Below are 13678 nucleotides of genomic sequence, written 5' to 3'. Positions count from 1 at the left end.
GCCACAGCACGGCACGGCTCGTCAGCCGTGGCCTCAGTTGTCGACTCCGCGCGCGGCTGTCTGCCGTGGGCGCGGCCCACCCTGGATTCAACCAGGTTCGCAGGCCGTCGCGCAGAGGCCGGTCAGCGGGAGGTGTGAGGTGAGGAGGGAGGGGTGGTCGAGTCGGGGAGGGGAGCGGCGAGAAGGCCGGGGGACGCGGCCTCGGGGGCTGTGGACCACGAGGTCAGGGTGAGCGGCGGGGTGGTGGACAGCGGGCGTATCAGGGGGGACATCACGGCGGCGCCCGCCATCACGGGGGGCGTCAGCGTGTGCATGGCCTGCTGCCCGACCCGCAGCGCGCCCGCAGGGCTCGGCACGCCCGGCAGCAGCGGCGCGGACACCTCGGTCGGGGCCACCGGGGCGTCACCGAGCGACTGCCGGCCCTGCGCGAGCAGCGGGCCGCTGCCTCGGCGTCGCTGGTTCTCGGGAGCCGTCGAAGCACCCGTCCCCTGCGTACGCATCGGAGTCACGTTGCTGCCCGCGCCCGTGCCACCGCGCGCGTCCGCGGTGTCGGTCGGGCTCACTGTCGTGACACCGCCCAGCGCGATAGCGGCGAGCGACACCGCACCGGCGGCGACGAACGCGAACCGCATCCCGCGCGAGGCCGACCGCTCGGCCTCATGGCGGCTGACGTCGTGTATGCGGAAACCGCGGCCGGAGTCGGGGAGCACGGAAGCGGGGGCATGCGGGACGGAGGGGACGTGCGGGGTGGAGGGGACGTAGCCGAACTCGAAGCGGTCGCCCCGCTTCATGCCGAAGACGCCGGTGGTGCCGAACTTCCCGGAGGCCGAGCCGGGGAGTCCTCCCCCGCCGAACGGCGAGCCACCGTCCGGATCGTCACCTCCCTCGGGAAGCCCCTGGAGGCGGGCCAGGAAACTCTCGGAGGGCGGCGGCGGGGCGGCCTCCGCGAACACGTTCTTCAAACGTCGCTGCGCATCCGCCTCCGCCTTGCACCTGGCACAGGTGGCCAGGTGCGCGAGGACTCGGTCGCGCGACTCATGACCGAGCTCTCCGTCCACCAGGGCGGAGAGTCGGTCTCCCAGGTGCTGCTCGGCCAGACGCCTTTCGGCGGGGCTGGGTCGTGTTCCGCTCACGCGCTCGCGCCCCCTCCCCCCAGTGCGGCCACACGCGGCACGAGGGGGCGCCGCTCGGCCGCCCGGGCCTCCGGCGACCGGTGCGCGAGGGCCTTGCGCAGCTGCGAACGGCCGCGGTGGATCCGGGAGCGGACCGTGCCGAGCTTGACGCCCAGGGTCGCGGCGATCTCCTCGTACGACAGTCCTTCGATGTCGCACAGGACGACCGCGGCACGGAACTCGGGTGCGAGGGTGTCGAGGGCCTGCTGGACGTCGGCGTCGAAGTGCGCGTCGTTGAAGACCTGCTGGGGCGAGGGCTCCCGGCTGGGCAGCCTCTCGGCCGCGTCCTCGCCGAGCGCGTCGAAGCGGATCCGCTGCTTGCGGCGGACCATGTCCAGGAAGAGGTTGGTGGTGATGCGGTGCAGCCAGCCCTCGAAGGTGCCCGGCGTGTACGTCGACAGCGAGCGGAAGACGCGGACGAAGACCTCCTGTGTGAGGTCCTCGGCGTCGTGCTGGTTGCCGGTCAGGCGGTACGCGAGGCGGTACACACGGCCGCTGTGCGTGCTGACGATCTCCTCCCAGGTGGGCGGAGTCCACGCCTGCCCGTCCGCGTCGGTGGAGAATGTCGCGGTCTGGGCGTGGTCAGCGGCGTGGCTGGGGTCAGCAGCGGTGTCGTTCACGGATTTCGGCCTACCCGCCGATCCGAGAAAGCGCCGCAGCACTCCTCCCCGATCCGCAGGCGCAGCCGCACCTCCCCTGTCGGCTCTGGTGGTGTCCAGTGGAGCCCCTACCATAGCCACCTCGCCCGTTAGCTCCGGATAAGCGGTTTTACGAGAATTTGATCTGGGCTGATACCGCTCGGACCGCTGCGTCAGCAGTTGCTCGGGCGCCCGCCCCTCATCGTGATCCAACTGTGTCCCCCCGCCGTCGTTCCCACCCCTCTAAACGCCCGGTCCCATCAGCAGGTTCCCGGGCCCAACGGATACAGTCACGCCGAGGCAACCACGGGGACAGGAGAGGGTCATTACCGGCAACCGGCAGACGAGCTGGGCGTTCGCCGACGCCTACGTCGCCGAGGACGAAGTACTGCACTGGGCCCGTGACCGGGCCCGTGATGCGGGGCTGCGCTCGGTGTCGCCCGGCACGGGCTCCGCCCTGCGATTGCTGGCCGCCTCGGTGGACGCCAAGGCGGTGGCGGAGATCGGTACCGGCACCGGCGTCTCCGGCATCCATCTGTTGCACGGCATGCGCCCGGACGGGGTGCTGACCACGGTGGACCCCGAGCCCGAGCACCAGCAGTTCGCCCGCCAGGCCTTCCGCGCCTCCGGTTTCGCCAGCAATCGCGCCCGCTTCATCCCGGGCCGCGCCCTCGACGTCCTGCCGCGCCTCGCGGACGCCGGCTACGACCTCGTCTTCTGCGACGGCGACCGGCAGGAGGTCATGGACTACCTCGCTGAATCGTTGCGCCTGCTGCGTACGGGTGGCCTGGTGGTCTTCGAGGGGGTTTTCGCGAGCGGCCGTACGGTCGACTCGGGACCGCAGCCGACGGAGGTCCTGCGGCTGCGGGAGCTGCTGCGTGCGGTGCGCGAGACCCAGGAACTGGTGCCGTCCCTGCTGCCGGTCGGCGACGGGCTGCTGTGCGCCGTCAAGCGCTGAGCCCCGCCCGACGCTGAGCCCCGCACGGCGGTGAACTGCACAAACACCAACCCCGGCACCGTTTGGGATGCCGGGGTTGTCGAAAGGGTATGGTCGCTTCCGCGTCAGCCGACGACCTTCTTGAGGGCGTCGCCGAGCGCGTCGGCCTCGTCAGGGGTCAGCTCGACGACGAGCCGACCGCCGCCTTCGAGCGGAACGCGCATGACGATGCCCCGCCCCTCCTTGGTCACCTCGAGCGGGCCATCGCCCGTTCGCGGCTTCATGGCCGCCATGCTCGTTCCCCTTCCTGAAACCAGCTCATCGTCAAAGCCGACGGCCCTGGGAGGGCACGCGTGTCTAGCGTGGGACACGCGACACCGGCGTCGAACACATTGCTTCCAAGCCATTATCCCGCATCTCAGGACCCGATGACCAACATCAGTCGGCATCGCTTGGGCAACGCGCGCGAGCAAAACCACCCAATTCGGCGATGTGACTGCGATACTGCGCCGCCGCACGGACGTCCGCGGCCCGGAATCCGTCCAGAATTCTTTGACGCAGGTCACACGTCCACTCAGGTCTCCCGGCGGTGATCTCCGCCATGCTGTCCTACGGACAGGGGCGTACCGACCGGTACGCCCGAGCCGCGACAGCGGAGGGGACACACCATGGCGGACACCGTGCTCTACGAGGTGAGCGACGGACTCGCGACGATCACCCTCAACCGCCCCGAGGCGATGAACGCGCTGAACATCGCGACGAAGGTCGCCCTGCGGGAGGCGGTTGGCTCCGCGGCCGAGGACGACGCGGTACGGGCGGTGCTGCTGACCGCCGCCGGGGAGCGGGCGTTCTGCGTGGGGCAGGACCTCAAGGAGCACATCGGGCTGCTCGTACAGGACCGGGAGACGGGGTCCGGGCAGACGATGAGCACGGTGAAGGAGCACTACAACCCGATCGTGCGGGCGCTGGCCGGGATGCCGAAGCCCGTGGTGGCCGGTGTGAACGGGGTTGCCGCCGGGGCCGGCTTCGGGCTCGCTCTCGCCGCGGACTACCGGATCGTGGCGGACACGGCCGCCTTCAACACGTCGTTCGCGGGTGTCGCGCTGACCGCCGACTCCGGCATCTCCTGGACCCTGCCGCGGGTCATCGGGCCGGGACGGGCCGCCGACCTGCTGCTCTTCCCGCGGAGCATCAAGGCGCAGGACGCGTACGAGCTGGGTATCGCCAACCGTCTGGTGCCGGTCGGCGAGCTGCATGCCGAGGCGGAGAAGGTTGCCCGTGCGTTGGCCGAGGGGCCTACGGTGGCGTATGCGGCGATCAAGGAGGCGGTGGCCTTCGGGTTCTCGCACACCTTGTCCGAGACGTTGGACAAGGAGGATGAGCTGCAGACCCGTGCCGGGTCCTCGGAGGACCACGTGATCGCGGTGCAGGCCTTCGTCAACAAGGAGAAGCCGAAGTACTTGGGCCGATGAGCGCTCGGGAACTTGAGCGCCATCGGGGACTGCGGGTTCGTTGTGGTTGTTCGCGCGGTTCCCCGCGCCCCTCAAAGGGCGCGTCTCGCAACGCAGGCTTCCAAGTGGTCGTCCACCAGGCCGCATGCCTGCATCAACGCGTACGCCGTCGTGGGCCCCACGAAGCGCAGGCCCCGCTTCTTCAGGGCCTTCGACAGGGCCGTCGACTCCGGGGTGACCGCTGGGACGTCGGACAACGTCTTCGGGGCCGGGCCCGCGGCCGGTGCGTAGGACCAGATGAAGGAGTCCAGTTCCCCCGGGCCCCAGTCCGCCAGCACGCGTGCGTTGGCCAGTGTCGCGTCGATCTTGGCGCGGTTTCGGATGATGCCCGCGTCGGCGAGGAGCCGGTCGCGGTCCCCGTCCGTGAAGGCGGCGACCTTCTCGATCCGGAAGTCGGCGAAGGCGGCGCGGAAGCCCGGGCGGCGGCGCAGGATCGTGATCCAGGACAGACCGGACTGGAAGGCCTCCAGGCTGAGGCGCTCGTAGAGGGCGTCGTCGCCGTGGACCGGGCGGCCCCACTCCTCGTCGTGGTACGCCACGTAGTCCTCGGTGGACAGGGCCCATGGGCAGCGCAGCCCCCCGTCGGGGCCGGCCAGGGCGGTGCCGTCACTCACTGCTGGTCCTCCCGGCCATGCGTCGGCTTGTCCATGGAGACGTGGTGGGCGGCGGCCTGGGCGCCCGCGAGCGCGGACTCCAGGTCGGCGATGCGGGCGTCGCGCTCGGCGAGTTCGGCGCCGAGCCGGTTCAGGGCGTCGTCGACGTCCGACATGCGGTAGCCGCGGGCGGCGAGCGGGAAGCGCAGGGTGTCGACGTCGGCGCGGCCCACCGGGCGGTCGGGCGGCAGCGGGTCCCGCAGTCGCTCGGGGGCCACCTCGGGCAGCGGGCCCTCGCCCTCTCCGCCGCCGACCACGGCGAGTGTCACCGCGGCGACCACGACGGCGAGAGCGATGACCAGGAACAAGAACATAACCATCGCTGTGGTCCCCACGCTCGATGTCCGGAAGCTGAATCTGTCAGGGTCCGATCGTGCCATGCGACTCTGACAGTTAGGGTCGCAGGCGGCCGAAAGGCCGGTACACCCAGGACGTACTAGGAGAGGTCACAGGGGATGCTCAGGCTGGGCAGGCGCGAATTCGAGGCGCACGAGCCGGTGATCATGGCGATCGTGAACCGGACCCCGGACTCCTTCTACGACCAAGGAGCGACCTTCCGCGACGAACCCGCCCTCGCGCGCGTGGAGCAGGCCGTCTCGGAGGGCGCCGCCATCATCGACATCGGCGGGGTCAAGGCCGGTCCCGGGGACGAGGTGTCGGCCGAGGAGGAGGCGCGGCGGACGGTCGGCTTCGTGGCCGACGTGCGGCGGCGCTTCCCGGATGTCGTCATCAGTGTGGACACCTGGCGGGCCGAGGTCGGCGAGGCCGTGTGCGAGGTGGGGGCGGATCTGCTGAACGACGCGTGGGGCGGTGTCGATCCCGGCCTTGCGGAGGTCGCGGCGCGGTACGGCGTCGGGCTGGTGTGCACGCACGCGGGTGGGGCGCAGCCGCGGACCCGTCCGCACCGGGTGACGTACGACGACGTCGTGGCCGACATCCTGCGGGTGACGCTCGGGCTGGCCGAGCGGGCGGTGGCGCTGGGGGTGCCCCGGGAGTCCGTGCTGATCGATCCCGGGCACGACTTCGGGAAGAACACACGGCACAGCCTGGAGGCGACGCGGCGGCTCGGGGAGATGGTCGAGACGGGCTGGCCCGTGCTCGTGTCCCTGTCCAACAAGGACTTCGTGGGCGAGACCCTGGACATGCCGGTGAAGGAGCGGGTGGTCGGGACGCTAGCCACCACGGCGGTCTCGGCCTGGCTCGGCGCGCAGGTCTACCGCGTGCACGAGGTCGCCGAGACCCGCCAGGTGCTCGACATGGTGGCGTCGATCGCAGGTCACCGACCCCCGGCGGTCGGCCGCCGGGGGCTCGCGTAGGCCCGTGTTACCGGGCGGCCTCCTTCGAGACCAGGGCGACCGCCTCGTCCACGTCGTCCGTGACGTGGAACAGGAGCAGGTCCTTCTCCGAGGCCTTGCCCTGGGCGATCAGCGTGTTCCTCAGCCAGTCCACCAGGCCGCCCCAGTACTCGCTCCCGAACAGCACGATAGGGAAGCGGGTGACCTTCTGGGTCTGGACCAGGGTGAGGGCCTCGAAGAGTTCGTCGAGGGTGCCCAGGCCGCCGGGCAGGACCACAAAGCCCTGCGCGTACTTCACGAACATCATCTTGCGGACGAAGAAGTAGCGGAAGTTCAGGCCGATGTCGACGTAGGCGTTCAGCCCCTGTTCGAAGGGCAGCTCGATGCCCAGTCCGACCGAGACGCCCTTCGCCTCCACGGCGCCCTTGTTGGCCGCCTCCATGGCGCCGGGGCCGCCGCCCGTGATGACCGCCCAGCCGGCCTCCACCAGGCCCCGCCCGAGCCGTACTCCCGCCTCGTACTCCGGTGAGTCCGTCTTGGTGCGCGCCGAGCCGAACACGCTGATCGCGGGCGGCAGTTCGGCGAGCGTGCCGAAGCCCTCGATGAACTCCGACTGGATGCGCAGTACGCGCCAGGGGTCCGTGTGGACCCAGTCCGACGGACCGCCCGCGTCCAGCAGCCGCTGGTCCGTCGTGCTCGCCGTGACCTGGTTCCGCCGCCGGAGGACCGGTCCAAGGCGCTGTTCCTCCGGTGGCTGCTTCTTGCCCTCGGGGTTCCCGGTAGCCATGTGCGCTCCCTCCGCTTGCGGGGTGTTTCCACCTCAGCGTAGATCCACGCGGGTTACGGAGGGGGGACGTGGGCATGTCCGCCGTGAAGAGGCACCGGCACGACAGTCGTACCGGCCCGCTGTCAGGCCGTCAGCCAGGCCCGCAGGCGCTCCTCGCCCGCCAGGATCTTCGCCGTTTCGACCCGTTCGTCCCGCTTGTGGGCCAAGTGCGGGTTCCCGGGGCCGTAGTTGACGGCGGGGATGCCGAGGGAGGAGAAGCGGGACACGTCCGTCCAGCCGTACTTGGGCTGCGGGGTGCCGCCCACCGCCTCGATGAAGGCCGCCGCGGCCGGACGGCTCAGGCCCGGCAGTGCGGCGCCGCTGTGGTCGTCCACCACGATCTCGTCCACTCCGCAGTCCGCGAAGACCTCCCTGACGTGGGCGATCGCCTCTTCCTCCGTGCGGTCGGGCGCATAGCGGAAGTTGACGGTCACGACGCACTCGTCGGGGATGACATTGCCCGCCACACCGCCCGAGATGCCCACCGCGTTCAGGCCCTCCCGGTACTCCAGGCCGTCGATCACGGGGTAACGGGGTTCGTACGAGGACAGGCGGGCCAGGATCGGCGCGGCCGCGTGGATCGCGTTGGAGCCCATCCAGCTGCGCGCCGAGTGGGCCCGCTCGCCCGTGGTCTTCAGCAGGACCCGCAGGGTGCCCTGGCAGCCGCCCTCGACCTCGCCGTCCGAGGGCTCCAGGAGCACCGCGAAGTCTCCCTCCAGCCAGTCGGGGTGCGCCTCGGCCACGTGCTTGAGGCCGTTCAGCTCGGCCGCGACCTCTTCGTTGTCGTAGAAGACGAAGGTCAGGTCGCGGTTGGGGGCCGGCACCGTCGCCGCGATGCGCAGCTGCACCGCCACACCCGACTTCATGTCGCAGGTCCCGCAGCCCCACAGGACGCCGTCCTCGTCCAGCCGGGAGGGGACGTTGTCCGCGATGGGCACCGTGTCGATGTGGCCTGCCAGGATCACCCGCTGCGACCGTCCCAGGTTCGTCCGCGCGACGACGTTGTTGCCGTACCGCTCGACGGTCAGGTGCGGCAGGGCGCTCAGGGCTGTCTCGATCGCGTCGGCGAGCGGCTTCTCGGTACCGCTCTCGGACGCGAAGTCGACGAGCTGGGCAGTGAGCTCGGCAGCGTCCAGAGTGAGGTCAAGCGGGGTGTCGGCCATGCCGTCGACCCTAACCCGCCCGCACTTCGGCCCACTGTCCACACCCGGCACGTGGGACACAGTGGCCTCCGCTACCTTGGACGGCGTGCCAGAGCCGTCACCCACCCTCAAACGCCGCGGCCGCCTCTTCCGCATCGGGGCGGCCTTCGTGGTCCTCCTCGCCGTCGCGGGCTATCTCGCGGTGCAGTACGTCACCGGGGGCAGCGGCGGGCCGGGCTGCAAGGTGGTCTCGGACGAGGCCGGAGGGGCGACGTACGAGTTCACGCCCGAGCAGGCGGTGAACGCGGCGACGATCGCCGCCGTGGGCACCGGACGCGGCATGCCCGAGCGGGCGGTGACCATCGCGCTGGCGACCTCGCTGCAGGAGTCGGGGCTGCGCAACATCGAGCACGGCGACCGGGACTCGCTCGGCCTGTTCCAGCAGCGGCCCTCGCAGGGCTGGGGCACGAAGAAGCAGATCCTGGACCCGACGTACGCGGCGGGCGTCTTCTACAAGCACCTGGCCAAGGTGCGCGACTATCCGAAGCTTCCCCTCACGGTGGCCGCGCAGCGTGTGCAGCGCAGCGGCTTTCCGGAGGCGTACGCCAAGCACGAGATGGACGCCACCCTCCTGTCCGCCGCCCTCACCGGGAACTCGGCCGCCACGCTGACCTGCGACGGCCGCCCGGCCGGAACCCGGGCGGCGGGCCCGGACGCGGTACGGGCCGCGCTGGTACGGGACTTCGGGCGCGACGCGCTGCAGCCCGCCGCCGCGGAAGTGGGCGCCGCGACGACGCCGACGCCCCCGGCGACCCCGAGCTCACGGGCCCCCTCGCGGACCGTCACGCTCCCCGTCGACGAGGACCCGAGCCGCGCCAAGGGCCGCAGCGCGGGGCAGCGCGGCTGGCAGCTCGCCCACTGGGCGGTGGCCAACTCCTCGGCGCTGCACATCGAACGCGTCTCCTACGGCGGGCGGGAGTGGATCGCCGGGAACACCGACAGCAAGTGGCGCACTGCCACCGCGGCGGGCGCCGAGGAGACGCGCACGACCGCGGGCGCGGTACGGATCGTCACCGGCCAGTAGTACGGGCCTTCACTCGCACGGGTTACCTCAGGCATGCGCGGGGCGTGGAGCGGGCAGGTTTTCGCGCCCTCACCCCTGGATCCGTAAAAGCCCTTGGAAACAAAGGGCTGTAAGGATTCCGCACACTTTCCGACCGTGCACTTTTTGCCCGTTTTTATCCGCAGCCGATTATGCGACGCATTGCCAACTCTTTACTTTTGGCCGCCGCAACCTTCGAGGCCTTCGAGCGGTAGTTACAGCGTCCGACCCGGACGATCACATCCATCGAAGGAGCATCATGTCCCTCCCCCTGACCCGTCGGATCGCCCGTGCCGCGCTGCTCGTCGCAGCGGGAGCGGCTGCCGGGGTCGGTGCGGCCGGCTCCGCGAGCGCGGCCCCCGAACTGCCCGCCACCCCGAACGTGGGCGGCCTGACCGCGCTGGACGGGGCGAGCGTCGGCAACACCGTGGACGGTGCTGCGCAGAACGTCACCGGGCTCGCGGGCGCCACCGGTGCCAACGCGGTCAAGAAGGCCGTGCCGAACGCGGGCAAGACCGGCGGCGGTGTCGCGAAGAAGGCGGCTCCGGCGGCGCAGAAGGCCGCGGGGGTCGCGGCGGGCTCCGTCGGGGAGATCGTCGGCGCCACCACGCAGACGGCGAGCAAGGGCGGCGCCAGCCTGCCGACGGACTCGCTGACCAAGGGCGGCCTGCCGGCGACCGGCAGCCTGCCCGTGAAGGGCCTGCCGATCGGCGGCTGAGCAACCTGTACGACGAGGGGGCCCGGGACAGATTCCCGGGCCCCCTGATCGTGCGTGAGGCGACTCTGCCGCCCGCGCCGCGCCTACAGACGCGCCACGGCCGCCCGCACCCGCTCGTCCGTCGCCGTCAGCGCCACCCGTACGAACCTCTCGCCGGCCGAGCCGTAGAAGTCGCCCGGCGCGACCAGGATGCCGAGCTCGGCGAGGTGGGCCACCGTGTCCCAGCAGGACTCGTCCCGCGTCGCCCACAGGTAGAGGCTGGCCTCGCTGTGCTCGATGCGGAAGCCGTGGCCGAGGAGCGCCTCGCGCAGGACCGTACGGCGGGCGGCGTACCGCTCCCGCTGCTCGCGGACGTGCTGGTCGTCGCCCAGGGCCGCCACCACGGCCGCCTGCGTGGGCGCCGACGTCATCATGCCGCCGTGCTTGCGGATCTCCAGCAGCGGGCCGAGGACGGCCGGGTCACCGGCCAGGAAGGCCGCGCGGTAGCCCGCCAGGTTCGAGCGCTTCGACAGCGAATGGACGGAGACGATGCCCTCGTACGAGCCGCCGTTCACGTCCGGGTGCAGGACCGAGACGGGGTCGGCCTCCCAGCCCAGCTCCAGGTAGCACTCGTCGGAGAAGACCAGGACGCCGTGCTCGCGGGCCCAGGCGACGATGCGGGTCAGCTCCTCCTTGCTCAGCACCTTGCCGGTCGGGTTCGACGGCGAGTTGAGCCAGAGGAGCTTCAGGTTCGTCGGGTCGAGGCCGGCCCCCGCGGGGGAAGCCGCGAAGGTCTCCGTGTCGTAGGCCACGTGGTGTGCGCGGGCCAGGCGGGCGCCGACCTCGTACGTCGGGTACGCGAGCCGCGGAAAGGCGACCGTGTCGCCGGGACCGAGACCCAGCTGGGTCGGCAGCCAGGCGACCAGCTCCTTGGAGCCGACGATCGGCAGGACGTGCCTGTGGGTGACTCCGCGGGCGCCCAGGCGGCGCTCCAGCCAGCCGGTGATCGCGTCGCGCAGCGCCGGGGTGCCCCAGACGGTCGGGTAGCCCGGGGAGTCCGCCGCGTCGATGAGGGCCTTCTGGACCAGCTCCGGGACCGGGTCGACCGGGGTGCCGACGGAGAGGTCGACGATGCCGTCCGGGTGCGCGGCGGCCGCTTTCTTGTACGGCTCCAGCTTGTCCCAGGGGAAGGTGGGCAGGCGGTCGGAGACTGCGGACACGGGATCTGGCTCACTTTCTGGTACGGCGTGAGGCCCGGGAACGGCAAACGCCCCGGCCCCGTACGGCGATCAGGCCGTACGGGACCGAGGCGGCACGTGTATGCGGGCCGCTTGCGTGATTACTCGGCCTGCGGCGGCAGTGCGGCGATGAAGGGGTGGTCCCGCTCGATCAGGCCCAGCTTGCTGGCGCCGCCGGGGGAGCCGAGCTCGTCGAAGAACTCGACGTTCGCCTTGTAGTAGTCCTTCCACTCCTCCGGAGTGTCGTCCTCGTAGAAGATGGCCTCTACCGGGCAGACCGGCTCACAGGCCCCACAGTCGACGCATTCGTCCGGGTGGATGTACAAGGACCGCTGGCCCTCGTAGATGCAGTCGACCGGGCACTCCTCGATGCACGCCTTGTCCTTGACGTCGACACAAGGCTGCGCGATGACGTAGGTCACGCTGTCGTTCCTCCTCGATAGGGCGCCGGCGGGCCTCCACAGGCTCCGCCGCCTGGCGCGCGGGAGCGCGGCGTCGTCGATGCCCGCCCCTAGTATCTCCGTTCCTGGGCACGATCCGAACAGGAGGGGTGAACTGACCTGTGGAAATCTCGGCCGGCGGACGTCTTGAGGTTCGTATCACCGCTGCTGACGTGGGAAAACGAGTCTCCGTGCGACGCTTGATCGAAGCCGGAGTCCTGGAAGAGAAGTTCACCGACACGGTGGGTGTTCTCACATCATGGGACGACGGTGTGCTGCTGATCACACGCAAGGGCGGCGAGAGCGTCCGGATTCCGGAGTCCTCGCTGGTCGCGGGGAAGACCGTGCCCGCGGCGCCCGCCCGGCGCAGGGGCCCCGCCGCCTCGTACGAGGAACTCGCCCACGTCGCCTCGCGCGCGTGGCGGCCGGTCGAGAGCGAGCGGCTCGGCGGGTGGGAGCTGCGGGCCGCGGGCGGATTCACCCGGCGGGCCAATTCCGTGCTGCCACTGGGCGAGCCCGGTATGCCGCTCGACGAGGCGCTGACCGCCGTACGGCGGTGGTACGGCGACCGTGGGCTGCCCGCCTACGTCCAGACCGCGACCGGCGCCGAGGGTACGCAGGAGCTGCTGTGCGCGGAGCTGGAGCGGCGCGGGTGGGTGCGCGAGGTGACCGCCGAGCTGTGGACCGGGGCGCTCGCGCCGGTCGCCGACCGGGCGGAGGGCGCGGGCGTCGTGCTGACCCGGGAGGCCGACGAGGCGTGGCTCGCGCGCTACCAGCGCAAGGGCGTGAGCGAGGTGGCGCTGAAGGTGCTGGGGAGCGGGCCGTCGGTGTGGTTCGCGACGGTCCCCGGGGAGCAGGCGCCCGCGGCGATCGGGCGGTGTGTCGTGGACGGGCGGTGGGCGTCCTTCGCGGCCGTCGAGGTGGACCCGGCGATGCGGCGGCGCGGGCTGGCGAGCACCGTCATGGCCGCGCTGGCCCGACGCGCCCTGGACGAGGGCGCCTCGGCCGCCTGGCTGCAGGTCGAGGAGGACAACGCGGGCGCGCGGGCGCTGTACGCCGGAATGGGATTCGCCGCGCATCACGCGTACCACCACTACCGGGAGCCGGCGGCTCCCGGCAGCGGCCAGTAGTACCGATCGCCGTGAGAGGGCACGAGCCTGCTATGCGTCCCCCATACCCACCACCGCCCGAGCGGTCCGCCGAACTGCGGCGGCGGTTCGCCGAGGAGGCGCGGTCCGAGCGGCCCGATCTGTCCACGCTGTGCCTGCTGGTGGGGGCCGCGGCGGACGGGGCGCTGGACGAGACGGGCCTGGACGCCGCCCAGGTGGAGCTGGACCGGCTGGCCGGGCAGCTGCCGTTCCGGCCGGGCGGGTCGCTGTCCTGGGCGATGGCGCTGCACCACCTGCTGGGCGTGCAGAACGCCTTCCGCGGCTCTCCCGCCGACTACCAGCGCCTGGAGTCGTCCCTGCTGCACGAGGTGCTGCGGCGACGGCGCGGGCTGCCGATCCTGCTGTCGGTGGTGTGGATGGAGGTCGCGCGGCGGGCGGGGGCGGCGGTGTACGGGGTCGCCCTGCCCGGGCATTTCGTCGTCGGGTTCGGGCCTCCGGAGGAACAGGCGCTCGTCGATCCGTTCGACGGGGGGCGGGTGCTCGGCGGGGGCGACGTGGAGTTGCTGGTGGCCGGGGCCACGGGGGCGCCGTTGGATCCGTCGATGCTGGTGCCCGCGGCGCCCCTGGAGGTGGTGTCGCGCATCCTGAACAACATCCGTGCGTGGGCCGCCGCGCGGCCCGAGCGGTCGGACGTGGCGTTGTGGGCGGTGGAGCTGGCGCTGCTGGTGCCTTCGCATCCGGCGCGGTTGCGGTACGAGCGGGCTCAGTTGCTCGTGCAGCGGGGGGACTTCGTCGAGGGTGCGGTGGAGCTGGAGGAGTACGCGGAGTTGATCAGGGTGGTGGACGAAGGGGCTGCGGAGCAGGTGCTGGGGCAGGCCCGAGCCGCTCGGGCACTGCTCAACTGAGTGCGTCGGCGTT

Annotated in this window: 16 protein-coding genes; 7 read left to right on the top strand and 9 right to left on the bottom strand. The window is 71.5% G+C overall.

What is annotated here, in order from left to right; genetic code table 11:
• Positions 1–122 precede the first annotated feature (122 nt).
• On the bottom strand, positions 123–1133 hold the full coding sequence (locus OG870_RS30340) for an anti-sigma factor family protein (RefSeq protein WP_266844055.1): 1011 nt from the start codon (positions 1131–1133) through the stop codon (positions 123–125).
• On the bottom strand, positions 1130–1834 hold the full coding sequence (gene sigE / locus OG870_RS30335) for an RNA polymerase sigma factor SigE (protein WP_266521107.1): 705 nt from the start codon (positions 1832–1834) through the stop codon (positions 1130–1132). Before sigE ends, OG870_RS30340 begins: the two co-directional genes overlap by 4 nt.
• Positions 1835–2069: 235 nt before the next feature.
• On the opposite strand from sigE, the gene OG870_RS30330 reads away from it, so the two are divergent.
• Positions 2070–2768, top strand: a complete 699-nt coding sequence (locus tag OG870_RS30330; protein WP_323178480.1) for an O-methyltransferase — start codon at positions 2070–2072, stop codon at positions 2766–2768.
• Between the two features lie 104 nt (positions 2769–2872).
• Here OG870_RS30330 and OG870_RS30325 read toward each other — a convergent pair whose 3' ends face one another.
• Positions 2873–3040 (bottom strand): DUF3117 domain-containing protein, encoded by a 168-nt coding sequence (locus OG870_RS30325; protein WP_003966491.1) that lies wholly within the window; start codon positions 3038–3040, stop codon positions 2873–2875.
• A 375-nt stretch (positions 3041–3415) separates the two neighbouring features.
• Between OG870_RS30325 and OG870_RS30320 the strand changes: the two genes are divergently transcribed.
• A complete protein-coding gene (locus OG870_RS30320; RefSeq protein WP_266521105.1) occupies positions 3416–4219 on the top strand; it encodes an enoyl-CoA hydratase/isomerase family protein in 804 nt (267 codons plus the stop codon).
• Between the two features lie 71 nt (positions 4220–4290).
• On the opposite strand, the gene OG870_RS30315 is transcribed toward OG870_RS30320, so the two are convergent.
• Both OG870_RS30315 and OG870_RS30310 read right to left on the bottom strand, forming a co-directional pair.
• Positions 4291–4872, bottom strand: a complete 582-nt coding sequence (locus OG870_RS30315) for a DNA-3-methyladenine glycosylase I (protein WP_323178452.1) — start codon at positions 4870–4872, stop codon at positions 4291–4293.
• On the bottom strand, positions 4869–5225 hold the full coding sequence (locus OG870_RS30310; RefSeq protein ID WP_266523683.1) for a DivIVA domain-containing protein: 357 nt from the start codon (positions 5223–5225) through the stop codon (positions 4869–4871). Before OG870_RS30310 ends, OG870_RS30315 begins: the two co-directional genes overlap by 4 nt.
• A 141-nt stretch (positions 5226–5366) precedes the next feature.
• Between OG870_RS30310 and folP the strand changes: the two genes are divergently transcribed.
• A complete protein-coding gene (gene folP / locus OG870_RS30305; protein WP_266844058.1) occupies positions 5367–6227 on the top strand; it encodes a dihydropteroate synthase in 861 nt (286 codons plus the stop codon).
• Positions 6228–6234: 7 nt separating this feature from the next.
• On the opposite strand, the gene OG870_RS30300 is transcribed toward folP, so the two are convergent.
• Complete coding sequence (locus OG870_RS30300) at positions 6235–6993, bottom strand: TIGR00730 family Rossman fold protein (protein WP_266521100.1); 759 nt, start codon at positions 6991–6993, stop codon at positions 6235–6237.
• 122 nt (positions 6994–7115) lie between these two features.
• Positions 7116–8195 carry a succinyl-diaminopimelate desuccinylase gene (dapE, locus tag OG870_RS30295; protein ID WP_266521097.1) on the bottom strand — a complete coding sequence of 360 codons (1080 nt, stop codon included), beginning with the start codon at positions 8193–8195 and terminating at the stop codon, positions 7116–7118.
• A gap of 85 nt (positions 8196–8280) precedes the next feature.
• Between dapE and OG870_RS30290 the strand changes: the two genes are divergently transcribed.
• Together OG870_RS30290 and OG870_RS30285 are read left to right on the top strand one after the other, a co-directional pair.
• Positions 8281–9258, top strand: coding sequence for a heavy metal transporter (locus tag OG870_RS30290; protein ID WP_266589756.1), 978 nt, complete (start codon positions 8281–8283; stop codon positions 9256–9258).
• A gap of 277 nt (positions 9259–9535) precedes the next feature.
• Positions 9536–9994, top strand: coding sequence for an ATP-binding protein (locus tag OG870_RS30285; RefSeq protein WP_266521092.1), 459 nt, complete (start codon positions 9536–9538; stop codon positions 9992–9994).
• Between the two features lie 83 nt (positions 9995–10077).
• Here the strand turns inward: OG870_RS30285 and OG870_RS30280 are convergent, their stop codons facing one another.
• Together OG870_RS30280 and fdxA are read right to left on the bottom strand one after the other, a co-directional pair.
• Positions 10078–11193, bottom strand: coding sequence for a bifunctional succinyldiaminopimelate transaminase/glutamate-prephenate aminotransferase (locus OG870_RS30280; protein WP_266589754.1), 1116 nt, complete (start codon positions 11191–11193; stop codon positions 10078–10080).
• 119 nt (positions 11194–11312) lie between these two features.
• Positions 11313–11633, bottom strand: coding sequence for a ferredoxin (gene fdxA / locus OG870_RS30275; protein ID WP_030929316.1), 321 nt, complete (start codon positions 11631–11633; stop codon positions 11313–11315).
• Positions 11634–11773: 140 nt separating this feature from the next.
• Between fdxA and OG870_RS30270 the strand changes: the two genes are divergently transcribed.
• Both OG870_RS30270 and OG870_RS30265 read left to right on the top strand, forming a co-directional pair.
• Positions 11774–12781, top strand: a complete 1008-nt coding sequence (locus OG870_RS30270; RefSeq protein ID WP_266589752.1) for a GNAT family N-acetyltransferase — start codon at positions 11774–11776, stop codon at positions 12779–12781.
• Positions 12782–12813: 32 nt separating this feature from the next.
• Positions 12814–13665, top strand: a complete 852-nt coding sequence (locus OG870_RS30265) for a transglutaminase-like domain-containing protein (protein WP_266844062.1) — start codon at positions 12814–12816, stop codon at positions 13663–13665.
• The last annotated feature ends 13 nt before the right edge of the window (positions 13666–13678 follow it).

This window comes from Streptomyces sp. NBC_00461, from assembly GCF_036013935.1.
Taxonomy (GTDB): Bacteria; Actinomycetota; Actinomycetes; order Streptomycetales; family Streptomycetaceae; genus Streptomyces.
The sequence above is the reverse complement of the archived record's forward strand: the minus strand, read 5'-3'. Positions and strand labels throughout refer to the sequence as shown.

Coding starts and splice junctions, on each gene's coding strand:
- OG870_RS30310 (WP_266523683.1), bottom strand. CDS start 5,225: ATGTTCTTGTTCCTGGTCATCGCTCTCGCCGTCGTGGTCGCCGCGGTG.
- OG870_RS30325 (WP_003966491.1), bottom strand. CDS start 3,040: ATGGCGGCCATGAAGCCGCGAACGGGCGATGGCCCGCTCGAGGTGACC.
- OG870_RS30320 (WP_266521105.1), top strand. CDS start 3,416: ATGGCGGACACCGTGCTCTACGAGGTGAGCGACGGACTCGCGACGATC.
- OG870_RS30265 (WP_266844062.1), top strand. CDS start 12,814: ATGCGTCCCCCATACCCACCACCGCCCGAGCGGTCCGCCGAACTGCGG.
- OG870_RS30285 (WP_266521092.1), top strand. CDS start 9,536: ATGTCCCTCCCCCTGACCCGTCGGATCGCCCGTGCCGCGCTGCTCGTC.
- folP (WP_266844058.1), top strand. CDS start 5,367: ATGCTCAGGCTGGGCAGGCGCGAATTCGAGGCGCACGAGCCGGTGATC.
- OG870_RS30300 (WP_266521100.1), bottom strand. CDS start 6,993: ATGGCTACCGGGAACCCCGAGGGCAAGAAGCAGCCACCGGAGGAACAG.
- dapE (WP_266521097.1), bottom strand. CDS start 8,195: ATGGCCGACACCCCGCTTGACCTCACTCTGGACGCTGCCGAGCTCACT.